Origin of the sequence: Pseudomonas sp. NFX183 (genome assembly GCF_047943075.1) — a bacterium.
GTDB lineage: Bacteria > Pseudomonadota > Gammaproteobacteria > Pseudomonadales > Pseudomonadaceae > Aquipseudomonas.
The window spans coordinates 6,035,793-6,060,573 of record NZ_CP181333.1; the positions used below are offsets into that span (position 1 = coordinate 6,035,793).

At 60.8% G+C, this 24,781-nt stretch carries 18 protein-coding genes and 1 pseudogene; 15 read left to right on the top strand and 4 right to left on the bottom strand.

Features of this window, described 5'->3' with window-relative positions; translation table 11 throughout:
- Positions 1-102: 102 nt before the first annotated feature.
- From dnaQ to ACM530_RS28005, 3 genes are all read right to left on the bottom strand, one after another.
- On the bottom strand, positions 103-843 hold the full coding sequence (gene dnaQ / locus ACM530_RS27995) for a DNA polymerase III subunit epsilon (RefSeq protein ID WP_242197927.1): 741 nt from the start codon (positions 841-843) through the stop codon (positions 103-105).
- A gap of 79 nt (positions 844-922) precedes the next feature.
- Positions 923-1,375 (bottom strand): ribonuclease HI, encoded by a 453-nt coding sequence (gene rnhA, locus ACM530_RS28000; RefSeq protein WP_029291380.1) that lies wholly within the window; start codon positions 1,373-1,375, stop codon positions 923-925.
- An 85-nt stretch (positions 1,376-1,460) separates the two neighbouring features.
- Positions 1,461-2,219, bottom strand: coding sequence for a class I SAM-dependent methyltransferase (locus ACM530_RS28005; RefSeq protein WP_416363737.1), 759 nt, complete (start codon positions 2,217-2,219; stop codon positions 1,461-1,463).
- Positions 2,220-2,284: 65 nt separating this feature from the next.
- Here ACM530_RS28005 and gloB point away from each other — a divergent pair, with 65 nt between their 5' ends.
- The 7 genes from gloB to ACM530_RS28040 all read left to right on the top strand — a co-directional run bounded on the left by gloB (position 2,285) and on the right by ACM530_RS28040 (position 12,162).
- Positions 2,285-3,052, top strand: a complete 768-nt coding sequence (gloB, locus tag ACM530_RS28010; RefSeq protein WP_145165967.1) for a hydroxyacylglutathione hydrolase — start codon at positions 2,285-2,287, stop codon at positions 3,050-3,052.
- Between the two features lie 98 nt (positions 3,053-3,150).
- Positions 3,151-4,563 carry a transglycosylase SLT domain-containing protein gene (locus tag ACM530_RS28015; RefSeq protein ID WP_145165966.1) on the top strand — a complete coding sequence of 471 codons (1,413 nt, stop codon included), beginning with the start codon at positions 3,151-3,153 and terminating at the stop codon, positions 4,561-4,563.
- 236 nt (positions 4,564-4,799) lie between these two features.
- A complete protein-coding gene (locus ACM530_RS28020; RefSeq protein WP_416363738.1) occupies positions 4,800-6,629 on the top strand; it encodes an extracellular solute-binding protein in 1,830 nt (609 codons plus the stop codon).
- Positions 6,626-8,458: an extracellular solute-binding protein gene (locus ACM530_RS28025; RefSeq protein WP_262206465.1), complete on the top strand. Its 1,833-nt coding sequence runs from the start codon at positions 6,626-6,628 to the stop codon at positions 8,456-8,458. Before ACM530_RS28020 ends, ACM530_RS28025 begins: the two co-directional genes overlap by 4 nt.
- On the top strand, positions 8,459-9,532 hold the full coding sequence (locus ACM530_RS28030; protein WP_416363740.1) for a microcin C ABC transporter permease YejB: 1,074 nt from the start codon (positions 8,459-8,461) through the stop codon (positions 9,530-9,532).
- Between the two features lies 1 nt (position 9,533).
- Positions 9,534-10,553: an ABC transporter permease gene (locus ACM530_RS28035; RefSeq protein ID WP_106578708.1), complete on the top strand. Its 1,020-nt coding sequence runs from the start codon at positions 9,534-9,536 to the stop codon at positions 10,551-10,553.
- A 1-nt stretch (position 10,554) separates the two neighbouring features.
- Positions 10,555-12,162, top strand: coding sequence for an ABC transporter ATP-binding protein (locus ACM530_RS28040; RefSeq protein WP_416363741.1), 1,608 nt, complete (start codon positions 10,555-10,557; stop codon positions 12,160-12,162).
- Between the two features lie 1,252 nt (positions 12,163-13,414).
- On the opposite strand, the gene ACM530_RS28045 is transcribed toward ACM530_RS28040, so the two are convergent.
- Positions 13,415-14,539, bottom strand: coding sequence for an IS481 family transposase (locus ACM530_RS28045; protein ID WP_416363742.1), 1,125 nt, complete (start codon positions 14,537-14,539; stop codon positions 13,415-13,417).
- Between the two features lie 252 nt (positions 14,540-14,791).
- Between ACM530_RS28045 and ACM530_RS28050 the strand changes: the two genes are divergently transcribed.
- From ACM530_RS28050 to ACM530_RS28085, 8 genes and pseudogenes are all read left to right on the top strand, one after another.
- Positions 14,792-15,073, top strand: a complete 282-nt coding sequence (locus tag ACM530_RS28050) for a peptidylprolyl isomerase (protein WP_010210937.1) — start codon at positions 14,792-14,794, stop codon at positions 15,071-15,073.
- Between the two features lie 130 nt (positions 15,074-15,203).
- Entirely contained in the window at positions 15,204-17,066 is a 1,863-nt protein-coding gene (locus ACM530_RS28055) for an extracellular solute-binding protein (RefSeq protein WP_416363743.1), read from the top strand.
- Positions 17,066-18,124 carry a microcin C ABC transporter permease YejB gene (locus ACM530_RS28060; protein WP_145165745.1) on the top strand — a complete coding sequence of 353 codons (1,059 nt, stop codon included), beginning with the start codon at positions 17,066-17,068 and terminating at the stop codon, positions 18,122-18,124. Before ACM530_RS28055 ends, ACM530_RS28060 begins: the two co-directional genes overlap by 1 nt.
- Positions 18,124-19,146: an ABC transporter permease gene (locus ACM530_RS28065; RefSeq protein ID WP_242197651.1), complete on the top strand. Its 1,023-nt coding sequence runs from the start codon at positions 18,124-18,126 to the stop codon at positions 19,144-19,146. Before ACM530_RS28060 ends, ACM530_RS28065 begins: the two co-directional genes overlap by 1 nt.
- Before the next feature lie 10 nt (positions 19,147-19,156).
- Positions 19,157-20,725: an ABC transporter ATP-binding protein gene (locus ACM530_RS28070; RefSeq protein WP_416363744.1), complete on the top strand. Its 1,569-nt coding sequence runs from the start codon at positions 19,157-19,159 to the stop codon at positions 20,723-20,725.
- 145 nt (positions 20,726-20,870) lie between these two features.
- Positions 20,871-22,268: pseudogene (locus tag ACM530_RS28075) on the top strand (sigma-54 interaction domain-containing protein).
- 297 nt (positions 22,269-22,565) lie between these two features.
- Positions 22,566-23,957 (top strand): GntP family permease, encoded by a 1,392-nt coding sequence (locus ACM530_RS28080; protein ID WP_416363745.1) that lies wholly within the window; start codon positions 22,566-22,568, stop codon positions 23,955-23,957.
- Between the two features lie 7 nt (positions 23,958-23,964).
- Complete coding sequence (locus ACM530_RS28085) at positions 23,965-24,738, top strand: 3-hydroxybutyrate dehydrogenase (protein WP_242197660.1); 774 nt, start codon at positions 23,965-23,967, stop codon at positions 24,736-24,738.
- The last annotated feature ends 43 nt before the right edge of the window (positions 24,739-24,781 follow it).

Below are 24,781 nucleotides of genomic sequence, written 5' to 3' on the forward strand. Positions count from 1 at the left end.
GCTTGCCTGCGATGACGGTGGATCAGTCACAGATATGTTGGCTGGCCTACCGCTATCGCAGGCAAGCCAGCTCCCACATTTTTTAACCGTGTTCGACCGAGGCTATTGCTGGGTCAGCTGCGACCACAACGCCGGCGCGCCCGCCGACTTGGCAATCGCTTCCAGCCGCGCCGCGTGCTCAGCCAGATCCTGCTCACTGGCACGGATGATGGTGGTCGGCTTGCGATCAGCCGGCAGGCGGCGGATTTCCGAAGGGCGATTACCCGAGCCCTCTGCCGAGCCAGTGCCGTCGGAGGCGTTACCGGCCAGGGACAGGCTGGTTTGCCCGCCGGTCATGGTCAGGTAAACGTCGGCCAGAATCTCGGAGTCGAGCAAGGCGCCGTGGAGTTCACGGCCAGAGTTGTCGACGCCGTAGCGTTTGCACAAGGCATCCAGGCTGTTGCGCTGGCCCGGGTGACGCTCGCGCGCCATCATCAAGGTGTCGAGGATCGAGCAATGCCGGGAAATATCCGCACGCTCGGTCTGCCCCATCAGGGCAAATTCGTTATTGATGAAGCCGACGTCGAACGCCGCGTTATGGATGATCAGCTGGGCGCCGTTGATGAATTCGAAAAATTCGTCGGCCACTTCGGCGAAGCGCGGCTTGCCCTTGAGGAACTCGTCGGTGATGCCGTGGACGCCGATCGCGCCCTCGTCACTGTCACGATCCGGTTGCAGGTAGACGTGGAAGTGACGCCCGGTAAGACGGCGACCCATCAATTCGACACAGCCGATTTCGATGATCCGGTGACCATCGGTCACCGGCATGCCGGTGGTTTCGGTATCGAGTACAACAGATCGGATGGCCATCTGGGTTCAGCTCTCAACGGTGGTATGCACTGTGGTGTGCGTCAAAGGGCGCGATGTTAACACGTCAGTCGGCTCAGCTCTGTTTGTAGCCGCGCACTTCGTCCACACCCCGGTTGGCCAACTGGTCGGCGCGCTCGTTGCCGGGGTGACCGATATGCCCACGCACCCATTTCCAGGTGATGTTATGGCGATTGCATTGCTCATCGAGCAACTGCCAGAGGTCGGCGTTCTTAACCGGTTCCTTGGCCGCGGTTTTCCAGCCGCGCTTTTTCCAGTTGACCATCCACTCGTTGATGCCCTTCATCACGTACTGCGAGTCGGTCACCAACAGCACGTCACAACGGCGCTTGAGCTCTTCCAGGCCACGAATGGCCCCCATCAGCTCCATGCGGTTGTTGGTGGTATTGGCTTCGCCGCCCCACAATTCCTTCTCCACGCCCTTGCACACCAGCAAGGCGCCCCAGCCGCCGGGGCCGGGGTTGCCTTTGCAGGCGCCATCGGTGAAGAGTTCTACGCTATCGGTCATCGGTTGCATCCATCAAAACGGGCTGGCGATCATCGACCGACAGTATCCCGAGGCCGAAAAATTCGGCGGTCATCAAAAAAGAGGTTTACGGTTCGCTTTGCTTGCGATTGACCTTGGCCATCGGCATCGGCACCAGCTTGCCCATGGGCTGGCGCTGCACCTGACGCACCGGCCGCAGCCCGACCACGATCTTGCGCGCGACCAATAAATAGAAGCCGCCGCCCGACAATTGCCAGGCGCCCGTCCGGCGCTCCCAGCCCGCCAGACGGCCTTGCCACTTGGCCGACGCAAGCGGCGGACGATAGCACCCGAAGCGGCGTTTCTCCAGCGCAAAGCCCAGCAGGTTCAGCCAGTCGCCCACCCGCGACGGCGAGATGCAGCGTGCCTGGCGCAGGCCATCATGGGCGAACACATGGCGAAGACCCCAGCTGCTCCAGGGGTTGATGCCGACAATCAGCAAATGGCCCCCCGGGCGCACACTGCTGGCGGCTTCGCGCAACAAACCATGGGGCGACAGGCAAAAATCCAGGCCATGCTGCAACACCACCACGTCGGCGGCGTGCTCGCTCAAAGGCCAGGCCTGCTCCTCGCAGACGATCTCCACACCCGGCAACGGCGCACCGAGGCGCACATTGCGCTGCACCTGAGGCGCAGAAGGCGGCGTCTGCGCAGACGGGCCGTAGTGCACCAGATAGCCACCAAAGAACCGGCCTAGCTCGTCTTCGAGCATGCGCCGTTCTTCATCCAGCAAAAATTGCCCGATCGGCCCGGACAGCCATTCACGGGCTGCGCCGATCAGGGCCAGCCACTCAGGATCGGCCTGGGCGAACGCTTTATCAGTCATTGCATTCTCCAACTCGCCTAGACGTTCTAAGATGCACCAATGTGTTCAGCTTGGCGAATCGAAGAATGATACAGATCAGTGCCCTACCCGCCTTCACCGACAACTACATCTGGTTGTTACAAGACCCGCAAACCCTGCGCTGCGCCGTGGTCGACCCCGGCGATGCCGCGCCGGTGCTGGCCTGGCTCGAACAAAATCCGCAGTGGGCCCTCAGCGACATCCTGATCACCCACCATCACCATGATCATGTCGGCGGCGTCGAGCAACTCAAACGTGTGACAAACGCCAAGGTCTACGGGCCGGCAAACGAGAACATCCCGGCACGGGACGTCGCGTTGCAGGACAACGACCGTGTCAGCGTACTGGGCCTGGACTTCGACATTTATAGCGTGCCGGGCCATACCCTCGGCCATATCGCCTTTTACCATCAAGGCTTGCTGTTCTGTGGCGACACGCTGTTTGCCGCCGGCTGCGGCCGTCTGTTCGAAGGCACGCCGCAACAGATGTACACCTCGCTGGAACGCCTCGCCGCCCTGCCAGCCGAGACCCTGGTGTACTGCACCCACGAATACACACAAAGTAACCTCAAATTTGCCCAGGCGGTGGAGCCTGACAACGCCGATATTGCCGAACGGGTCGAGCAGGTCAAGCAATTGCGGGCCCACGGCGAGATGACGTTGCCGTCCAACCTCGCCCTGGAAAAACGTACTAACCCTTTTTTGCGTACCGCCGAAACATCCGTTAAACAAAAAGCGGACGAACGGAATGGGCGCGATAACCGCTCTGGGGCCGAGGTGTTTGCTAGCTTGAGGGCGTGGAAAGATAAGTTCTAAGCGGATGCAATCTGATACGGATTTTCTGAATGGTTGACCGGAACCAAAGCGCTTTCTAGAATCGCCCGACATTTTTGCCCGGAACTTACTTCCAGCCAATGTCGTCATCTATTCGTAAATCCATTTCTTCAGACGCATTGACCCGCCTGGCTCAAGCCGTGGCGGTGGCTGTGTCCGCTACTCTGGCGGGCTGCCAATCGACTCATTTCGCTGCACAATCCACCGTGCAACCCAAACCCAATCTTGCCGCCAAGATCAAGCAAAAACCTATTTGGCTCTCAGAGAAGCCCAGCCCCGAAGTGCCCCAGGATGTCTGGGAACGCATGCGACGGGGCTTTCAATTGCAGGACGGCCTGGGCGTCAACCCGCGCATCGAGCAACAGCGTTTGTGGTTCGCCAGCAACCCGTCCTTTTTGGAGAACGCCGGAGAACGCGGCAGCCTCTACATTCATTACATCGTCGAACGCCTTGAAGAACGCAACATGCCCCTGGAGCTGGCGCTGCTGCCAGTGATTGAAAGTGCCTACAACCCAATGGCCTACTCGCGCAGCGATGCAGTCGGCTTGTGGCAGTTCATTCCCTCCACCGGGCGCTACTTCAACCTGCGCCAGACCCGCGCCTACGACGGGCGCCGCGACATCACCGCCTCCACCACCGCCGCCCTGGACTACCTGACACGTCTGCATGACATGTTCAACGGCGACTGGCTGCTGGCCCTGGCGGCGTACAACGCCGGGGAAGGCACGGTCAGCCGGGCCATCGAGCGTAACGAAAAGCTCGGCCTGCCGACCGACTACTGGAACCTGCCCCTGCCCCAGGAAACCAAGGACTACGTGCCCAAGTTCCTGGCATTGTCCCAAGTGGTGCTGGCCCCCGAGGCCTATGGCGTCAACCTGAGCCCGATCGCCAACACCCCGTACTTCGAAGTGGTTGAAGTCAAGCAAAGCATGGACCTGTCACGGGTTGCCGCGCTGGCTGAAATCGATGAAGACGAACTGTTCCAGCTCAACCCGGCCCTGAAACAACGCACCACCCTCGACGGCCCTCAGCACCTGCTGGTGCCGAGTTCCAAGGCGCATCTGCTCACCAGCACGCTTTCGATGATGAAGCCCGAAGAACTGCTGGCCATGCGCCCGAAAAAGCAGGTGTTCGACGAAGTTGAGACCGCGCGCGTGGCCGGGCGCAGCCGCAGCTACAAAGTGCGCAGTGGCGACAACCTCACGCTGATCGCCAAGGCGAACAGGGTCGATGTGCATGACCTGCAGCGCTGGAACAAGCTCAACGGCCAGGCCCTCAAGGTCGGCCAGACCCTGGTGATGCAGGACACGCGCAAGCTGGTGGCCAAGGCTGACAGCAAGAAGCCGGTGCAATACAAGGTCAAAAAAGGCGACTCGCTGTACATCGTCGCCAAGCGCTTCAACGTTGAGATGCAACACCTCAAGCGTTGGAACCCGCGCACCGGCCAGGCACTCAAGCCAGGCCAGATGCTGGTGGTTTCCGGGCCAAGGTAAACCTGCATAAACGCTGGCCCGTGTGGGAGCTGGCTTGCCTGCGATGCAAACACCTCGGTGCATCAGTTGCACCGAGTTGATGCTATCGCGGGCAAGCCGCTCCCACATTTGTTCTGCACACTGTTCAATACCTTATCAGCCCCTGACCAGGAGCTTTCCAACAGCCTTTTTCCAGCCGGAACAAGCTGTTACTGTACCGATCATAAAGCCCAAGCCGCCTGGATCGGATCTCTGACTTGAAGCGTCCCCTCCTTCTACTAATAAGTCTGGCCTTGAGCTTTGAGGCGAACGCGACGATTACCGAGAGCCACGGTTATACGCAGTTCGGCACACTCAAGTACCCGGCCAAATTCACCCACTTCGATTGGGTAAACCCTGCAGCGCCAAAAGGCGGGACACTGCGGGTCATGGCATTTGGCACCTTCGATACGCTCAACCCCTACACCTTCAAGGGCTCAAGCCCGGTTTCCACGCCCAATTTCCTGCAATACGGCGTCAATGAGCTGAACGAGCCGTTGATGGTCGGCACCGGCCAGTACGCGCCGTCCGGCGACGAACCCACCTCCAGCTACGGGCTGATCGCCCAGTCGGTGGAATACAGCGAAGACCGCAGTTGGGTGGTGTTCAACCTGCGCCCCGAAGCACGTTTCCACGATGGCAAGCCGATCACCGCCTATGACGTGGCGTTTTCCTATCGCACCCTGCTGACCGAAGGCCACCCGCAATACCGCACCAACCTGCAGGAAGTGGCGCGGGTCGATATCCTCAACCGCCATCGCATTCGCTTTGTGTTCAAGCGCGCCGGCAACCCGCTGCTGATCCTGCGCCTGGGCGAACTGCCGGTATTGCCCCAGCACTACTGGAAAAACCGCGACTTCAAGGCCACGACCTTTGAGCCACCGTTGGGCAGCGGGCCCTATCGCATCACTAAGGTCACGCCTGGCCGGCAGTTGGTGTTCGAGCGGGTCAAGGATTACTGGGGCAAAGACCTGCCGGTGAACCAGGGTTTCTACAACTACGACAACGTCGAAGTGGAGTTCTACCGCGACAGCGACGTGGCGTTCGAAGCTTTCAAGGCCGGCGAATTCGATATCTATATCGAGCACCAGGCCAAGAACTGGGCCACCGGCTATAACTTCCCGGCGGTCAACCGCGGCGACGTGATCAAGGCGCAGATCGCCCATCAGATCCCGACCCAGAGCCAGGGCCTGTTCATGAACACGCGGCGGCCGACCTTTGCCCAGACCAAGGTGCGCGAGGCCCTGGGGTTGATGTTCGACTTTGAATGGACCAACCGCACCCTGTTCAGCAGCGCCTACAAACGCACCCTGAGTTACTACCCCAACAGCGAGTTTTCCGCGACTGGCGTGCCGGTGGGCCATGAGTGGCTGATGCTCTCGCCGTACCGCGACCAGCTGCCGCCCAACCTGTTTACGCAAGCCTTCAGCCTGCCGCAGACCGACGGTCGCGGCATTCCGCGCGACACCCTGCGCCGCGCCCTGGCGTTGCTGGGCGAAGCCGGCTGGAGGCTGTCGGGACAGCGTCTGCTCAACAGTGACGGGCAACCGCTGCGCTTCGAGATCCTGCTGGTCAACCCGAACCTGGAGCGCATCCTGCAGCCGTATGTCGAGAACCTCATCAGCATCGGCATCGACGCACGCCTGCGTACCGTTGACCGCGCGCAATACAAACAGCGCCTGGATCAGTTCGACTTCGACATGATCCTGATCACCCTCAACCAGACCTTGAGCCCGGGCCTTGAGCAGTGGCAGTACTTCCACTCCAGCCAGGCCGGTATCAAGGGCAGCAAGAACTACGCCGGCATCGCCAACCCGGTGGTCGACCGCCTGCTGGAACAACTGCTGGCGGCGCAGACCCGCGAAGAACAACTGGCCGCCGGCCGCGCGCTGGACCGGGTGCTGCTGTGGCAGCACTACAGTATTCCCAACTGGTACCTCAACTATCATCGCTTGGCGTACCGCAACCGGTTCGCCTTTGTCACCACGCCGCCTTACAGCCTGGGCCTGAGCGCGTGGTGGCTGAAAGCTTCGGAGAAAGCCCAATGATGAATTTGCGCAACGCATTCCTGAGCGGCCTGTTGCTGTGCAGCGCGGCCAACGCCGCGCCGCAACACGCGTTGACCCTCTACAACGAGCCGCCCAAGTACCCCGCCGACTTCAAGCACTTCGACTACGTAAACCCCGACGCGCCCAAGGGCGGCACCTTTCGCGAATCGAGCATGGGCGGCTTCGACAGCCTCAACCCCTACATCAGCAAGGGTGTGCCCGCAGACAACCTGCCGTTGATCTACGACACCCTGGCCATGCAAAGCCTGGACGAGCCTGTGACTGAATACGGGCTGGTGGCCGGCAAGATCGAAAAGGCCCCCGACAACAGCTGGGTGCGGTTCTACCTGCGCCCCGAAGCGCGCTTTCACGATGGGCACCCGATCCGCGCCGAAGACGTCGTCTTCACCTTCCAGACCTTGCTCAAGGACGGCTCGCCGCTCTACCGCACCTACTACGCCGACGTCGATGAAGTGGTGGCCGAAGACCCGCTGCGCGTGCTGTTCAAGTTCAAGCGCACCAACAACCGTGAGTTGCCACTGATCCTCGGCCAGTTGCCGGTATTGCCCAAGCATTTTTGGGCCACCCGTGACTTTGCCAAGGGCAACCTGGAAATACCGCTGGGCAGCGGGCCGTACAAGGTGGCGCAGGTCAAGGCCGGGCGCATGGTTCGCTATGAGCGCGTGAAGGATTACTGGGCCAAGGACCTGCCGGTCACCCAGGGTTTCTACAACTTCGATAACCGCATCACTGACTATTACCGCGACAGCACCGTGGCGCTCGAAGCCTTGAAAGCCGGGCAATTCGACTACTGGCTGGAATTCAGCGCGAAGAACTGGGCCAACGCCTACAACATCCCGGCCGTCACCCAGGGAAGGCTGATCAAGGAAGAAATCCCCAACGGCAACCCCACCGGCATGCAGGGTTTTGTGTTCAACACACGCAAGCCGATGTTTCAGGATGTGCGGGTGCGCAAGGCGATCAGCCTGCTGCTGGATTTCGAGTGGAGCAACAAACAGCTGTTCAACGGCGCGTACACGCGTACACGCAGTTACTTTGAAAACTCGGAAATGGCCGCCACCGGCCTGCCGGGCCCGGATGAAACGGCAATCCTGGAGCCGTTTCGCGACAAACTTCCCGCCGAAGTCTTCACCCAGGCGTTCGAGCCTGCCAAGACCGATGGCAGCGGCATGATCCGCACCCAGCAGCGCGAGGCCTACCAGTTGCTGCAAGAAGCCGGCTGGAAGATCGTCGACGACAAAATGGTCGACACCACCGGCACACCGGTGACCATCGAGTTTCTGCTGACCCAGACCGACTTCGAACGCGTATTGCTGCCGTTCAAACGCAACCTGGCGGACCTGGGCATCAATCTGGTGATCCGCCGCGTTGACGTCTCGCAGTACATCAACCGCCTGCGCTCTCGCGACTTCGACATGCTGGTGGGCAGTTTCCCGCAGTCGACCTCACCGGGTAACGAACAACGCGAATTCTGGGCCTCTTCCAGTGCCGACAAACCCGGCAGCCGCAACTACATGGGCCTCAAGGACCCGGTCATCGACCAACTGGTCGAACAGCTGATCGATGCAGACTCGCGCAAAAGCCTGGTGGCCCACGCCAAAGCCCTCGACCGGGTCTTGCAGTTCGGCTACTACGTGATCCCCAACTGGCACATCAAAACCTTCCGCGTGGCCTATTGGGATCACCTGGGCCACCCCAAAGTCCCGCCACGCTACGACGTCGGCATCGCCACCTGGTGGGCCAAACCTGACGTAAAACCAGCCGTTACCCTGGACACAAGCGCCGATCCGGCGAGCGGAGGCGATTAAATGCTGGCTTATATTGTTCGCCGCCTGTTGCTGATCATCCCCACGCTGTTCGGGATTTTGCTGATCAACTTCATCATCATCCAGGCCGCTCCCGGTGGCCCGGTGGAACAGATGATCGCCAAGCTCGAAGGGTTTGAAGGCGCCACCAGCCGTATCGCCGGCGGCGGCGCCGAAGTGTCGGTGGCCGGTTCCAGCTACCGCGGCGCCCAGGGCCTGGACCCGACGCTGATCAAGGAAATCGAGAAGATGTACGGCTTCGACAAATCGGCGCCGGAACGTTTGTGGATCATGGTCAAGAACTACGCCCGGCTGGATTTCGGCGACAGCTTCTTCCGTGACGCCAAAGTCATCGACCTGATCAAGGAAAAGATGCCGGTGTCCATTTCCCTCGGGTTATGGAGCACGCTGATCATGTACCTGGTGTCGATTCCGCTGGGGATCGCCAAGGCCACGCGCCACGGCAGCCACTTCGACGTGTGGACCAGTTCGGCAATCATCGTCGGTTATGCGATCCCTGCGTTCCTGTTTGCGATCCTGCTGATCGTGGTATTTGCCGGCGGCAGTTACCTGGACTGGTTCCCCTTGCGCGGGCTCACCTCGAACAATTTCGACGAACTGAGCTGGAGCGGCAAGATCCTCGATTACTTCTGGCATTTGGCCCTGCCCGTCACGGCGCTGGTGATCGGCAACTTTGCGACCATGACACTGCTGACCAAAAACAGCTTCCTCGACGAGATCAACAAACAGTACGTGGTCACCGCCAAGGCCAAGGGCCTGACCCACCACCGCGTGCTCTACGGCCATGTGTTTCGCAACGCGATGCTGTTGGTGATTGCCGGCTTCCCGTCCGCCTTTATCGGCATCTTCTTCACCGGCTCGTTGCTGGTGGAAGTGATCTTCTCCCTCGACGGCCTGGGCCTGATGAGCTTTGAAGCGGCGATCAACCGCGACTACCCGGTGGTGTTCGGCACGCTGTTTATCTTCACCTTGCTGGGGCTGGTGGTGAAACTCATCGGCGACCTCACTTACACCCTGGTCGATCCGCGTATCGACTTTGCCAGCCGGGAGCATTGAGATGAACCTGTCCCCCCTCAATCGCCGTCGGTTCGAGCGTTTCAAGGCCAACAAGCGTGGCTGGTGGTCGCTGTGGCTGTTCCTGATCCTCTTTGTACTGAGCCTGGGCGCAGAGTTGATCGCCAACGACAAGCCCTTGGCCGTGCACTTTGACGGTGACTGGTACTTCCCGGCGCTCAAGCGCTACCCGGAAACCGCCTTTGGCGGCGAATTCCCGCTGGAGGCCAACTACAAGAGCCCGTACATCCAGGAACTGCTCAAGGCCAAGGACGCCTGGACGCTGTGGGCGCCGATCCCGTTCAGCTACCAGAGCATCAACTACGACTTGAAAGTACCGGCGCCCGCCCCGCCCTCGTCGGTCAACCTGCTGGGCACCGATGACCAGGGCCGCGATGTACTGGCGCGAGTGATTTACGGGTTCCGCGTGTCGGTGCTGTTCGCCCTGACCCTCACCGTGCTCAGCTCGATCATCGGCGTGATCGCCGGCGCCTTGCAGGGGTTCTACGGTGGCTGGGTCGACCTCGCCGGACAGCGTTTTCTGGAGATCTGGTCCGGCCTGCCGGTGCTGTACCTGTTGATCATCCTCGCCAGTTTTGTGCAGCCCAACTTCTGGTGGCTGCTGGGGATCATGCTGCTGTTTTCGTGGATGAGCCTGGTCGATGTGGTGCGCGCCGAATTCCTGCGCGGGCGCAACCTCGAATACGTGCGCGCAGCCCGCGCGCTGGGCATGCAGAACGGCGCGATCATGTTCCGGCACATCCTGCCCAATGCCATGGTCTCGACCATGACCTTCATGCCGTTCATCCTCACCGGCGCCATCGGCACCCTCACCGCGCTGGATTTTCTCGGCTTCGGTCTGCCAGCCGGCTCGCCGTCGCTGGGCGAACTGGTGGCCCAGGGCAAATCCAACCTGCAAGCGCCGTGGCTGGGCATCAGTGCCTTTGCCGTGCTGGCGATCATGTTGAGCTTGCTGGTGTTTATCGGCGAGTCCGCTCGCGATGCCTTCGACCCGAGGAAATGAGATGAATCAGGACAATCTGATCGAAGTCCGCGACCTCTGTGTCGAGTTCGTCACCGGCGACCATCACCACCGGGTGGTCAATAACGTCAATTTCGATATCAAACGCGGCGAAACCCTCGCCCTGGTCGGCGAAAGCGGATCGGGCAAATCGGTCACTGCCCACTCGATCCTGCGCCTGCTGCCCTACCCGCTGGCCCGCCACCCGGCCGGCACCATCACCTATTCCGGGCAAGACCTGCTGACGCTCAAAGAAAAAACCATCCGGCATATTCGCGGCAATCGTATTGCGATGATCTTCCAGGAGCCGATGACCTCGTTGAACCCGCTGCATTCGATTGAAAAGCAGATCAACGAAGTGCTCGGCCTGCACAAGGGGCTCACTGGCAAGGTCGCCACCCGGCGCACGCTGGAACTGCTTGAGCTGGTGGGCATTCCCGAGCCGCACAAACGCCTCAAGGCCTTGCCTCACGAGCTGTCCGGCGGCCAGCGGCAGCGGGTGATGATCGCGATGGCCCTGGCCAACGAGCCGGAGTTGTTGATCGCGGATGAACCGACCACGGCCCTCGACGTGACGGTGCAGTTGAAGATTTTGGAGTTGCTCAAGGAGTTGCAGGCGCGCCTTGGCATGGCGTTGTTGCTGATCAGCCATGACTTGAACCTGGTGCGGCGCATTGCCCACCGCGTGTGCGTGATGCAAAAGGGTTGCATCGTCGAGCAGGCTGACTGCGAGACGCTGTTCCAGTCGCCCCAGCATCCTTACACCCAGGAGTTACTCGCGGCGGAACCCAGTGGTGGGCCGGCGGCCAATGAAGTCGGGCCGCCCTTGCTGGAAGTTGATGACCTGAAGGTGTGGTTTCCGATCAAAAAAGGCTTTTTGCGTAACACCGTGGATTACGTCAAAGCGGTGGACGGTATCAATTTCAGCCTGCCTCAGGGTCAGACCCTGGGCATTGTCGGTGAGAGCGGCTCGGGCAAATCCACCTTGGGCCTGGCGATCCTGCGTTTGATCGCCAGCAAAGGCGGGATTCGTTTTGAGGGCCAGCAGCTGGACCGGCTGACTCAGCAGCAGGTGCGCCCGTTGCGGCGGGAAATGCAGGTGGTGTTTCAGGACCCGTTTGGCAGCTTGAGCCCGAGGATGAGCGTCAGCGAGATTGTTGGCGAGGGGTTGCGGATTCACAAGATGGGCACAGCTGTTGAGCAGGAGGCCGCGATTATTGCGGCGCTGCGTGAGGTTGGGCTGGATCCGGAGTCGCGGCACCGTTATCCGCATGAGTTTTCCGGGGGGCAGCGGCAGCGGATTGCCATTGCCCGTGCGCTGGTGCTCAAGCCGCGCCTGATTTTGCTGGATGAGCCGACGTCGGCGCTGGACCGTACGGTGCAGCGGCAGGTGGTGGAGTTGTTGCGCAGCTTGCAGGCCAAGTACAACCTCACCTATCTGTTTATCAGCCATGACTTGGCGGTGGTGAAGGCCTTGAGTCACCAGTTGATGGTGGTCAAGCATGGGCAGGTGGTGGAACAGGGGGAGGCTTCGGCGATTTTTGCTGAGCCGCAGCATGTTTATACGCGGCAGTTGTTGGAGGCGGCGTTTTTGGTGCCTGCTGGTGGGTGACGGGGTGTATATCCGTTATTGGGGGATGGCTGAGGTTGGTTTCGCCCTTACGGCGAGTCACTTTTGAAAAGAGCCCAAAAGTAACCAAAAGGCTCTTGCCCCACCACTCGGCACCTCGCTTAGGCTCGGTGTGCCCTCACGCAGGCATTACTCCGCGGGCCGCCGCGACGGGCCGTCCCTGCCCCGTCGCGGCTAAACCGGCGTCCTGCCGGTTTACCCGCTCCGTACTACCTGCGTTCGGCCAGCGTGGTTTAACGGGGCGCCTAAAATCAAAATCAAAAGCAGAGCACAGCGGCCTAGTAGCCGACCTGAGTGGTTAGATCAAAAGCGGAAGCGAGGCGGCCTGACAGCCGACCTAATCCTTGAAGCTCAACCCAATTCAGTGTGGGAGCGGGCTTGCTCGCGAATGCGGTGTGCCAGTGACACAAGAGCTGACTGACCCACCGCATTCGCGGGCAAGCCCGCTCCCACATTTGGATCTCTGTGCATCAGTTAGAAGTGTGTCGGTTGTACTCGGTCAAAGGTGGGAGCTGGCTTGCCTGCGATGGCATCAACTGGGTTTCACTGATAGCCCGAGGTGCCTGCATCGCAGGCAAGCCAGCTCCCACAGAAAAGCAAAGCGGTGCGGTGCTGGCGGGCTGCACTCGGTGAAATTGTGGGAGCGGGCTTGCTCGCGAATGCGGTGTGCCAGTGACACAAGAGCTGACTGACACACCGCATTCGCGGGCAAGCCCGCTCCCACATTTGGATCTCTGTGCATCAGGTAGAAGTGTGTCGGTTGTACTCGGTCAAAGGTGGGAGCTGGCTTGCTCGCGAAGGCGGTGTGCCAGTGACACATGAGCTGACTGAACCACCGCATTCGCGGGCAAGCCCGCTCCCACATTTGGAGCTCAGTGGATCAGATGGATCATGTGTTGCTGTGCTTTTGCCCTGCTTTTGCTTCTACCACTCAGGTCGGCTACCAGGCCGCCGTGCTCTGCTTTTGATCTTGCTTTTGATCTGACAGGCCCCGTCAACCACGCTGGCCGAACGCAGGCTTGAATCCGTGGGTAACCCGGCAGGACGCCGGGTTAGCCGTGTTGGGCCATGGATGGCCCATCGCGGCGGCCCACGGATTCAAGCCGGAGTGAGGGCATGCCGAGCCTAAGCGAGGCACCGAGTGGTGGGGCAAAGACCTTTTGGTTACTTTTGGGGCGTTTGCTGTACGGACCGGACACATGGTGGACACATGTGCGGGGACATGGTTGACACATTATGAACCATAGTCAGGTTTGCTCATGTCGATCGTTCGTAGGAAGTGGTGGCAGAAGTAGACGTCAAAGAGCCCGTCACTTTCAGGGTTGGGTCGAACGGCAATGTGCTGCCCAACCAGCCCCTTGGCGATGCTGAAATAACGTTTCTGAAAGCGAAATCGGCTGTGATAAACCTTGGCCAGCACATCATCCGGCCCATATTCAAATTCCGATAGCTGCTGCGGATAAGCCCAAGGGCTTGCTCGGTACCGGTCCATAGGCACCTTGTAATCCAGTGCTTGGTGAGGGCGTTTTAAGTTATAGACCTCACGCCATTGATCAAACGCTGTTTGAGCATCCTTGATCGTGGAGAATTGACGCCCATCAAGCACCTCCGCTTTGAGTGAACGATGAAAACGCTCAATCTTTCCATTGGTTTGAGGGTGGTAAGGACGACTGAAGCTGATCCTGATCCCCAAGCGAATCAACCAGATACTTAGTTCTGTGATTTCTCCAGGGTTGCGTGGCGAGCCCCATGGCGGTCCATTGTCAACGTTGATGCGAGCCGGTAACCCAAAGCGCTGAAATACCTCGATCATCTTTTCCTTCACCGTGATTCCACGCTCGTTATCACAAGCTTGAATCGCCAAATTGAATCGTGAGTGATCGTCCAACAACGTCAGGGGATGGCATCGGCCTTCTTGTGTCGGGAAGTGCCCTTTGAAATCCATCTGCCAAAGATCGTTAGGTGCATCGTGTTCAAATCTCAGCTTTGCTTCTTGTTCCTTCTGAACAAGCTGAATCAGCCCGCATCGGTGCAAAACATTGGTGACGGTGCTAGGAGCAATCTGCTTTTTCAAAAGGCTGCTGATTGTGCGTCCGCCCCAAGCGGGATGTGCTTGCCTAAGCGCTATGACCTGCGCCTCCAAAGCTGGCGCGGTTAGCTTTGGGCTAGTCGCAGGTTTTCGGGATTTCTCTTGCAGCCCGGACTGCCCATGCATTTCATAGCGTTTCAACCACTTATAGGCCGTTTGCGGGCTGATGCCGAACCGCCGACACAGCTCTCGTTTATTGCTGCCGGGTTGCCGTGCTAAGGCAATGAACTCTTCTTTCAGGCTCATGGCATCTCTCGTGTCCCAGGGCATGATGGCTTTCCGGCGAAGTTGGCTCGCCAAAAGTGTCCACCATGTCCCCGCACACCCGTCAACCATGTGTCCGGTCCGTACAGGGCGTTTGCCAAAAGTGACCCGCTGTAAGAGCGGAACCCTAAGTGGCCGTGACCGCAGCAACGGATATGCCCCCAACCCTAACCCAACCCAAACCCAACGGAACTTTGCCAACAAATAACCGCCTGAATCCGGTACGCTCACCCTTTTTAATTCAAGGAGTTACTCCCCATGGCCAAAGCCACCGCCCGTCACATCCTCGTGTCCACTGAAGACAAGTGCAACGAACTCAAGGCCCAAATCGAAGGCGGCGCCGATTTCGCAGAAATCGCCAAAGCCAACTCCAGCTGCCCGTCCAGCCGCGACGGCGGCAACCTCGGTTCGTTCGGCCCAGGCCAGATGGTCAAAGAATTCGACACCGTCGTCTTCAGCGCCCCGGTCAACACCGTGCAAGGCCCGGTCAAGACCCAGTTCGGCTACCACCTGCTGGAAGTCACCAGCCGCCAGGACTGATCCAGTCTGTGCTGATGCTATAAACAACGGCCCGCCTTTTGGTGGGCCGTTGTGCATGTGATGACTGGCAAGGCTTAAGTCGATAACGTACACATCTCTATTCTTCTTCACCCGGCGCTCAAGGCTGACAATGCGATTGGCTTTTTCCATAAAACTCTGCAGCTCCGCCCTGGCCCTGCTGCTGGCCAGCACCGCTGTGATCGCGGCCCCGCAGACCTACCTCACGGTCTACGGCGAACCGGCCAAGTACCCCGCCGGCTTCAGCCATTTCGACTACGCCAACCCCAACGCCCCCAAAGGCGGCAGCCTGCGGCGCTCGGCCATCGAGATCGGGCGTTTTGACCATGTGCTGCCGTACATCGACAAAGGCATCGGCGTCTCCCAGGTCGACGGCTGGCTCTACGCCCCGCTGGCCCAGCGCTCCCTGGATGAGCCCTACACCGTCTACGGCCTGGTCGCCGAGAAGATGGAACGCGCCGACGACGGCCTGTCCCTGCGCTTCTACCTGAACCCCAAGGCGCGCTTCGCCGACGGCACGCCAATCACCGCCGAAGACGTGCGTTACAGCTTCGATCTGCTGATGACCCAGGGCAGCCTGCGCTTTCGCACCCTGTTCGCCGACGTCAAGCACGTCGAAGTCGAAGGCGAGCGCCAGGTGCGCTTCGATTTTTCCAGCAATGAAAACCGCACCCTGCCGCTGGATATCGCCACCTTGCCGGTGTTTCCCGAGCACTGGTGGAAAACCCGCGACTTCGCCACCGGCGGCGGCTACGAAGCCCCGCTCGGCAGCGGCCCGTACAAGGTCAGCAAGATCGACTCCGGCAGCACCATCACCTTCACCCGCGACCCGGACTGGTGGGGCAAGGACTTGCCCGTCAGCCGTGGCCTGTACAACTTCGATCACCTGAGCCTGGAGTACTTCGGCGATACCGAAGTGGCCCGTCAGGTGCTGCGCGGCGGTGCCTACGACTTCAACCGTGAGTTCTCCGCCACCGGCTATTCCATCGGCTACAACGGCCCGGCGCTGGACGACGGCCGCCTGCAACGCGCGCACCTGGCCAAAGAGATGCCGCAACCGGCCCAGGGCTATGTGTTCAACGTGCAGAAGCCGATGTTCAAGGATCGCCGCGTGCGCCAGGCCCTGGCGATGCTGTGGGATTTTGAATGGGCCAACCGGCAGATGATGCGCAACCTGTACATTCGCCAGCAGAGCTATTTTTCCAATAGCCCGCTGGCCGCCAGCCAGCTGCCAACCCAGGAAGAACTGGCCATTCTTGAACCGCTGCGCGATCAAGTGCCCGCTGAGGTGTTCACCCAAGTGTTCAAGGCGCCGGTCACCGACGGCAGCGGCATGATTCGCGACAAACAGTTGCAAGCCCTGGCGCTGCTGGAAGCGGCGGGCTGGAAACCCAAGGGTGACAAGCTGGTCAACGCCGACGGGGAGCCGCTGGAGTTCACCTTCCTAAATGCCCAGCCCGGCCTGGAACGCCTGCTGTTGCCGTACAAGCGCAACCTGGCGCAGATCGGCATCACCCTGAATATCCGTCGCATCGACTCCTCGCAGTATGTGAACCGCATGATGGCCCGCGATTACGACATGATCGTCGTCGGCTTCCCGGTCACCACCTCGCCGGGCCTGGAGTTGTACAACTACTTCGGCTCGCAGGCGGCTTACGATCCCGGCGCCAATAACTACATGGTGCTTAAAGACCCGGCCGTCGACACGCTGATCAGCGGCCTGGTCAAGGCCACGACCCAGGCGCAGATGCTCACCTACGCCCATGCCCTGGACCGTGTGCTGCAATGGAATTACCTGTGGATTCCCAACTACTACCCGCCCGGCACCTCGGCCGCGTGGTGGAACCGCTTCGGCCGCCCGGCGATCGAGGCCAAGAACGACGAAGCCCTGGAAACCTGGTGGGAAATCAGCCCCACGCCACTGACCAATGAACAAATGAACGCCGAGTTGAAAAAACGTGGAGGGGGCCGCTGATGTTTGCCTATATCGTGCGGCGCCTGCTGCTGATCATTCCGACGCTGGTGATCATCCTGCTGGTCAACTTCGTCATCGTGCAGGCCGCACCGGGCGGCCCGGTTGAACAGGCCATCGCGCATTTGCAAGGGATTGGCGGCGGCGGTATCGGCGGCGGTTCCGGCGAAAGTATCAGTGGCTCCCGCGCCAGCCGCGGCCTGGACCCGAAACTGATCAAGGACATCGAAAAACAATACGGCTTCGACAAGCCCGCCCCCGAACGCCTGTGGCTGATGCTCAAGAACTACGCGCAGCTGGACTTCGGCAACAGCTTCTTTCGCGGCTCGACGGTGATCGACCTGATCCTGGAAAAGATGCCGGTGACGATTTCCCTCGGCCTGTGGGCCACGTTGATCACCTACCTGGTGTCGATCCCCTTGGGGATTCGCAAGGCGGTGCGCCACGGCAGCAGTTTTGACGTGTGGAGCAGCACCGCCATCGTCATCGGTTACGCAATGCCGGCGTTCCTGTTTGCGATGTTCCTGATTGTGGTGTTTGCCGGTGGTACATCGCTGAACTGGTTCCCGGTGCGCGGGCTGGTCTCGGAGAATTTCGACGAGCTGAGCACCGTGGGCAAGATTGCCGACTACTTCTGGCACTTGGTGCTGCCGGTCACCGCGCTGGTGATCGGCGGGTTCGCCACGCTGACCATCCTGACCAAAAACTCTTTCTTGAATGAAATTACCCGCCAATACGTGGTCACTGCCCGCGCCAAGGGTTTAAGCGAACGGCGCGTGCTCTATGGCCACGTATTTCGCAACGCCATGCTGCTGGTGATCTCGGGGATTCCCCAGGCGTTTATCAGCGTGTTTTTCGCAGGTTCCCTGCTGATCGAGGTGATTTTCTCCCTCGACGGCCTGGGCCGCATGAGCTATGAAGCCGCCGTGTCCCGTGACTACCCGGTGGTGTTCGGCTCGCTGTTTATCTTCACCCTGTTTGGCCTCTTGATAAAACTCATCGGTGACCTCTGCTACACCCTGGTGGACCCGCGTATCGACTTCGCCGCGAGGAACGCCTGATGCTTAATCTGTCTCCGGTGGCGCGTCGGCGTTTCGAGCGCTTCAAGAAAAACCGTCGCGGCTGGTGGTCGCTGTGGCTGTTTATCGGCCTGTTTATCCTGACCCTGGGCGGCGAGCTGATCGCCAATGACAAGCCCTTGGTGCTGAGCTTCAAAAACGAGCTGTATTTCCCGGTGTTCAAGCGTTACACCGAGCAGCAGTTCGGCGGGCAACTGCCGTTCCAGGCCGACTACCGCAGTGACTACGTGCAAAAGCTGATCAAGCAGGACGGCGGCTGGATGCTGTTCCCGCCGATCCCGTTCAGCGATGACACGCCCAATTACGAACTGAGCCGCCCTGCCCCCAGCCCGCCCTCGGCAGTGAACTGGCTGGGCACCGATGATCAGTCCCGCGATGTGCTGGCGCGGGTGATCTTTGGTGCGCGCGTGTCGATCCTGTTCGCGCTGGCGCTCACCGCCATCAGCGCCGCCATCGGCATTGCCGCCGGCGCTTTGCAGGGTTATTACGGCGGCTGGGTGGACTTGCTGGGCCAGCGCGTTCTGGAAGTCTGGTCCGGACTGCCGGTGTTGTACCTGCTGATCATCCTGTCAGGGTTCGTCGAGCCTAATTTCTGGTGGCTGCTGGGGATCATGGCGCTGTTTTCCTGGCTGGCACTGGTGGACGTGGTGCGCGCCGAGTTCCTGCGCGGGCGCAACCTGGAATACGTCAAGGCCGCACGCGCCCTGGGCCTGGGCGATGGCAAGATCATTGGCCGGCATATCCTGCCCAATGCCATGACCGCCACCTTGAGCTACCTGCCGTTTATTTTGACCGGGGCGATTTCCACCTTGAGCGCCCTGGATTTCCTCGGGTTCGGCATGCCGGCAGGCAGCGCATCGCTGGGCGAACTGATCGCCCAGGGCAAGCAGAACCTGCAGGCGCCCTGGCTGGGCCTGACGGCGTTTTTCACCTTGGCGCTGATCCTGTCGTTGCTGGTCTTTATCGGCGAGGCATTGCGTGATGCCTTCGACCCCCGCTCATGAGTGACTGCCTATGAACCTCATTGAAATCCGCGACCTCAGTGTCGCCTTCAGCGGCCAGACCGTGGTGCGCAACCTGTGCCTGGACGTGCGCCAGGGCGAATGCCTGGCGCTGGTCGGCGAGTCGGGCTCGGGCAAGTCGGTGACGGCGCATTCGATCCTGCAACTGCTGCCCGAAGCCGGCACGCACACCACGGGCTCCGTGAAGTATCGCGGCCAGGAACTGATCGGCGCCTCTGCCGCCACGTTGCAGAAGCTGCGCGGCAACCGCATTGCAATGATCTTCCAGGAGCCGATGACCTCGCTCAACCCGCTGCACAGCATTGAAAAACAGATCGGCGAAACCCTGCTGCTGCACAAGGGCCTGGGCGGCAAGGCGGCGCAGGCGCGCATCCTTGAATTGCTCGAGCTGGTGGGTATCCAAAAGCCCAGGGAGCGCCTCAAGGCCTATCCGCATCAGCTCTCCGGCGGCCAGCGCCAGCGCGTCATGATCGCCATGGCCCTGGCGTGTGAGCCGGAACTGTTGATCGCCGATGAACCGACCACCGCGCTGGACGTGACCGTGCAGCGCAAGATCCTGCTGCTGCTCAAATCCTTGCAACAACGCCTGGGCATGTCGCTGCTGCTGATCAGCCATGACCTCAACCTGGTGCGCAGCATTGCCCAGCGCGTGTGCGTGATGCGCGGCGGTGAGATTGTCGAGCAGGCCGACTGCCAGACGCTGTTCAACGCACCGCAACACCCGTACAGCCGCCTGTTGCTGGATGCCGAGCCGGCCGAGGCGCTGTGCAGTGATGAGCGTGAAACGGTGTTGCAGGTCGATGATCTGTCGGTGCAGTTCCCCCTCAGCGGCGGGCTGTTTCGGCGCAAGACCTACCTGCGCGCGGTGGACGGCATCAGCCTCAGCGTGCAGCGCGGCAAGACCCTGGGGATTGTCGGCGAGTCTGGCTCGGGCAAATCGACCCTGGGCCAGGCGATCCTGCGCCTGCTCGATTCCACCGGCAGCATCCGCTTCCAGGGTGAAGCGCTCGACCCGCTGAATAATCAGCAAATGCGCCCGTGGCGCAAGCAGATGCAGGTGGTGTTCCAGGACCCTTACGGCAGCCTCAGCCCACGCATGTCGGTGGAGCAGATCATCAGCGAAGGCCTGGAAGTGCATGCGCCGTGCAGCCTGGCCGAGCGCGATGCGCAAGTGGTGCAGGTGCTCAAGGACGTGGGCCTCGACCCCGCCAGCCGCCACCGTTACCCCCACGAGTTTTCCGGTGGGCAGCGCCAACGCATCGCCATCGCCCGCGCGCTGGTGCTCAAGCCGGCTCTGATGCTGCTGGACGAACCGACCTCGGCGCTGGACCGCACGGTGCAAAAGCAGGTGGTGGCATTGCTGCGTGAGTTGCAGGAGAAATACGGCCTGACCTACCTGTTTATCAGCCATGACCTGGCCGTGGTGCGCGCCATGGCCCATGACATGATTGTGGTCAAGGACGGCAAGGTGGTGGAGCGCGGTGCGAGCCATAGCGTGTTCGAATCGCCACAGCATCCGTACACCAAAGAGCTGCTGGCGGCGGCGCACATCCCCTTGTAGGAGCACTTTCTCCCCTGTGGGAGCGGGCTTGCCCGCGAAGGCGGTGTGTCAGCCAATACCTGCGGCACTGATACACCGCTTTCGCGAGCAAGCCCGCTCCCACAGGATTGCGACTCCACCCTTCATTTGTGTTGACGGCATAAATATGAACATCAGCGACAGCCTCAAGGACTACCAACAGGTTCGCGGCCTGGCCATCCAGTCGCTGTTCGAAATCATCGAGCAGTCCAGCGAAGGCACGGTGATTGTCGATCGCGACGCCAATATCGTGTGGATGAACGAGCGCTACGCCAAGCGTTTCGGGCTCAAGAGCGCCGACGAAGCCATCGGCCAACCCTGCGAGCAGGTGATTTCCAACAGCCTGCTGCGCCAGGTGGTGCGCAATGACCAGCCGATTTTGCTGGACATCCAGGACACGCCCAAAGGCCCGCTGGTGGTGATGCGCCTGCCCATTCACGATGATGCCGGCGCGGTGATCGGCGCGATTGGCTTTGCGCTGTTTGATGAGTTGCGCAACCTCTCGCCGCTGATCGAGCGTTACCTGAGCATGCAGCAGGAGCTGGCGTCCACCCGCTCGCTGCTGCGCTCGCGGCAGAGCAAATACAACTTCGCGCATTTTATCGGCACCAGCGCGGCCAGCCTGGACGTCAAACGTCGGGCGCGGCGCAGTGCGAATGCGCAGTCGCCGGTGTTGTTGCTGGGTGAAACCGGCACCGGCAAAGAACTGCTGGCCCAGGCGATTCACGGCGCCTCGCCGCGTGCCCACAAAGCTTTTGTCAGCATCAACAGCGCGGCGATTCCCGCGGACCTGCTCGAAGCCGAATTCTTCGGCACTGCGCCGGGTGCCTTTACCGGGGCCGACCGCAAGGGCCGTCCCGGCAAACTGCAGATTGCCCAGGGCGGCACGCTGTTTCTCGACGAGATCGGCGACATGCCCCTGCCGCTGCAGAGCAAACTGCTGCGGGTGTTGCAGGAAAAAGAATACGAACCGGTCGGTTCCAACGAAATGCTGCACAGCGATGTGCGGGTGATTGCGGCCACGTCCATGGACCTGGAAGCGGCAATCAAGCGCGGCGAGTTTCGCGCGGATTTGTATTACCGCCTGAATGTGTTGCCGATCCAGGTGCCGCCGTTGCGCGAACGCCTGGATGACATCCCGGCGTTGAGCGAGGCGATTCTGGAGGAGCTGCGCAGCCAGCATTAACTGGACCGCGAGGCACTGGCGTTGCTGGCGCAGCATGCGTGGCCGGGGAATATCCGCGAGCTGCGCAATGTGCTGGAGCGGGCGGCGTTGTTGAGTGATGACCTGGTGTTGGATGCTGAGGAGATTCGTGCGGCGATTGGCACGTTCAGCCCGGTGGCGCGTGGCGCCGTAGAGACCGTCGAAGGTGAGACGTTCGCAGCGGCGCGGGAGCGGTTTGATCGGCAGGTGATTGTGTCGGCGTTGGCGGCGTGTGAAGGCAACGTCGTGGAGGCAGCCAAGCGGTTGGGGCTGGGCCGGTCGACGCTGTACAAGAAGATGGTGACGCTGGGCATTGCCTAGTCTCAATAAAGAGACACGATTCTCACTATAAAGACATTCCACTGTGGGAGCGGGCTTGCTCGCGAAAGCGGTGGTTCAGCAGCTAATGAGCCGACTGATACATCGCTTTCGCGAGCAAGCCCGCTCCCACATTGGACATTCACCTGTCTCTAAATAGAGATTAATTCCAGAATCACCGATCATAAATCAAATAATATTCTTATATTTCAACAAGTTAATAAACTGGCACACATCTCGCTATAGCCCCTCTCCAACGCCTCACCCCACAAAAATAACAATTCGATCTGGAGACACACCATGAGTGTGATCATTGCCCTGGCAGCCCTCGCGCTGCTGATGCTGGCGGCCTACCGTGGCTACAGCGTGATCCTGTTTGCCCCCATTGCCGCCCTTGGCGCCGTACTGCTCACCGACCCGTCCGCCGTCGCCCCTGCGTTTACCGGGGTGTTCATGGAGAAAATGGTCGGTTTCATCAAACTGTATTTTCCGGTGTTCCTGCTCGGTGCGGTGTTCGGCAAGCTGATCGAGCTGTCAGGCTTTTCGCGTTCGATTGTGGCTGCCGCCATCCGTTTGCTCGGCACGCGCCAGGCGATGCTGGTGATCGTGCTGGTCTGCGCCCTGCTCACCTACGGCGGCGTGTCGCTGTTTGTGGTGGTGTTTGCGGTGTACCCGTTTGCGGCAGAGATGTTTCGCCAGAGCAATATCCCCAAGCGCCTGATCCCGGCGACCATCGCCCTCGGCGCGTTCTCGTTCACCATGGACGCCCTGCCCGGCACGCCGCAAATCCAGAACATCATCCCCAGCACCTTCTTCAACACCACCGCCTGGGCCGCGCCGTGGCTGGGCCTGATCGGCACGGTGTTCGTGTTCTGCACCGGCATGCTCTACCTGGCGCGCCAGCGCAACAAGGCCCAGCGCGCCGGCGAAGGCTATGGCACCGAGCTGCGCAACGAGCCGGAAACGGCCGACAACCTGGCGCTGCCCAACCCGTGGATCGCGCTGTCGCCGCTGCTGCTGGTGGGCGTGATGAACTTGCTGTTCACCCACTGGATCCCGCAGTGGTACGGCAAGACCCACAGCCTCAGCCTGCCGGGCATGAGCACGCCGGTGACCACGGAGATCGCCAAGCTGACGGCGATCTGGGCGGTGCAGGCGGCGTTGATGGTGGGCATCGTCATGGTGTTGGTGTGCGGCTGGTCGGCGATCAAAAGCAAGCTCGCCGAAGGCAGCAAAAGCGCGGTCAGCGGCGCGCTGCTGGCGGCGATGAACACCGCGTCGGAATACGGTTTTGGTGCGGTGATCGCCTCGCTGCCGGGCTTTCTGGTGCTGGCGGACTGGCTCAAGGGCATCCCCAACCCGCTGGTCAACGAGGCGATCACCGTAACCCTGCTGGCCGGCATCACCGGTTCTGCGTCCGGGGGCATGAGCATCGCCCTGGCGGCGATGTCCGAGAGCTTTATTTCGGCGGCCCATGCGGCCAATATCCCCCTTGAAGTGCTGCACCGGGTTGCAGCCATGGCCAGCGGCGGCATGGACACCCTGCCCCACAACGGCGCGGTGATCACGCTGCTGGCGGTGACCGGGCTGACGCACCGCGAAGCCTACAAAGACATTTTCGGCATCACGATTATCAAGACCCTTGCGGTGTTCGTGGTGATCGGTACTTTCTACGCCACCGGCATTGTGTGAGGTTTTCATGACGACATTGAACGGCAAGACCGCCCTGGTTACCGGCTCCACCAGCGGCATCGGTTTGGGCATCGCGCTGAGCCTGGCGGAGGCCGGCGCCAACCTGATCCTCAACGGTTTCGGCGACGCCAGCGCGGTGATTGCTCAGGTGCAGGCATTCGGCGGCAAGGTCGGCCATCACCCGGCGGACGTCAGCGACCCGGCGCAGATCGCCGACATGATCGCCTACGCCGAGCGTGAATTCGGCGGCGTCGACATTCTGGTCAACAACGCCGGCATTCAGCACGTGTCGGCGGTGGAAGACTTCCCGGCCGAGCGTTGGGACTCGATTATCGCGATCAACCTGTCGTCGGTGTTCCACAGCACCCGCTTGAGCTTGCCGGGCATGAAAGCCAAGGGTTGGGGGCGCATCGTCAACATTGCCTCGGTGCATGGCCTGGTCGGCTCGGTGGGCAAGGCGGCCTATGTGGCGGCCAAGCACGGCGTGATCGGCCTGACCAAGGTGGTGGGCCTGGAGACCGCCACCAGCAACGTCACCTGCAACGCCATCTGCCCGGGCTGGGTGCTGACCCCGTTGGTGCAACAGCAAATTGATGACCGCGCAGCCAAAGGCGTAGACCCACAGCAGGCGCAGCACGACTTGCTCGCGGAGAAACAGCCATCGCTGGCGTTTGTGACGCCGCCGCAGTTGGGTGAGTTGGTGCTGTTTTTGTGCAGTGAGGCGGGTGCGCAGGTGCGCGGTGCCGCGTGGAATATCGATGGCGGCTGGCTGGCCCAATAAAACAGACACATTCGACCTGTGTTGGCTGCAAGATTTGTACAAG

Coding starts and splice junctions, on each gene's coding strand:
- rnhA (WP_029291380.1), bottom strand. CDS start 1,375: ATGACCGATAGCGTAGAACTCTTCACCGATGGCGCCTGCAAAGGCAAC.
- ACM530_RS28030 (WP_416363740.1), top strand. CDS start 8,459: ATGCTGGCTTATATTGTTCGCCGCCTGTTGCTGATCATCCCCACGCTG.
- ACM530_RS28050 (WP_010210937.1), top strand. CDS start 14,792: ATGGCCAAAGCCACCGCCCGTCACATCCTCGTGTCCACTGAAGACAAG.
- ACM530_RS28080 (WP_416363745.1), top strand. CDS start 22,566: ATGAGTGTGATCATTGCCCTGGCAGCCCTCGCGCTGCTGATGCTGGCG.
- ACM530_RS28055 (WP_416363743.1), top strand. CDS start 15,204: ATGCGATTGGCTTTTTCCATAAAACTCTGCAGCTCCGCCCTGGCCCTG.
- ACM530_RS28035 (WP_106578708.1), top strand. CDS start 9,534: ATGAACCTGTCCCCCCTCAATCGCCGTCGGTTCGAGCGTTTCAAGGCC.
- ACM530_RS28060 (WP_145165745.1), top strand. CDS start 17,066: ATGTTTGCCTATATCGTGCGGCGCCTGCTGCTGATCATTCCGACGCTG.
- ACM530_RS28070 (WP_416363744.1), top strand. CDS start 19,157: ATGAACCTCATTGAAATCCGCGACCTCAGTGTCGCCTTCAGCGGCCAG.
- ACM530_RS28065 (WP_242197651.1), top strand. CDS start 18,124: ATGCTTAATCTGTCTCCGGTGGCGCGTCGGCGTTTCGAGCGCTTCAAG.
- ACM530_RS28015 (WP_145165966.1), top strand. CDS start 3,151: ATGTCGTCATCTATTCGTAAATCCATTTCTTCAGACGCATTGACCCGC.
- ACM530_RS28045 (WP_416363742.1), bottom strand. CDS start 14,539: ATGCCCTGGGACACGAGAGATGCCATGAGCCTGAAAGAAGAGTTCATT.
- ACM530_RS28085 (WP_242197660.1), top strand. CDS start 23,965: ATGACGACATTGAACGGCAAGACCGCCCTGGTTACCGGCTCCACCAGC.
- ACM530_RS28025 (WP_262206465.1), top strand. CDS start 6,626: ATGATGAATTTGCGCAACGCATTCCTGAGCGGCCTGTTGCTGTGCAGC.
- ACM530_RS28040 (WP_416363741.1), top strand. CDS start 10,555: ATGAATCAGGACAATCTGATCGAAGTCCGCGACCTCTGTGTCGAGTTC.
- gloB (WP_145165967.1), top strand. CDS start 2,285: ATGATACAGATCAGTGCCCTACCCGCCTTCACCGACAACTACATCTGG.
- ACM530_RS28005 (WP_416363737.1), bottom strand. CDS start 2,219: ATGACTGATAAAGCGTTCGCCCAGGCCGATCCTGAGTGGCTGGCCCTG.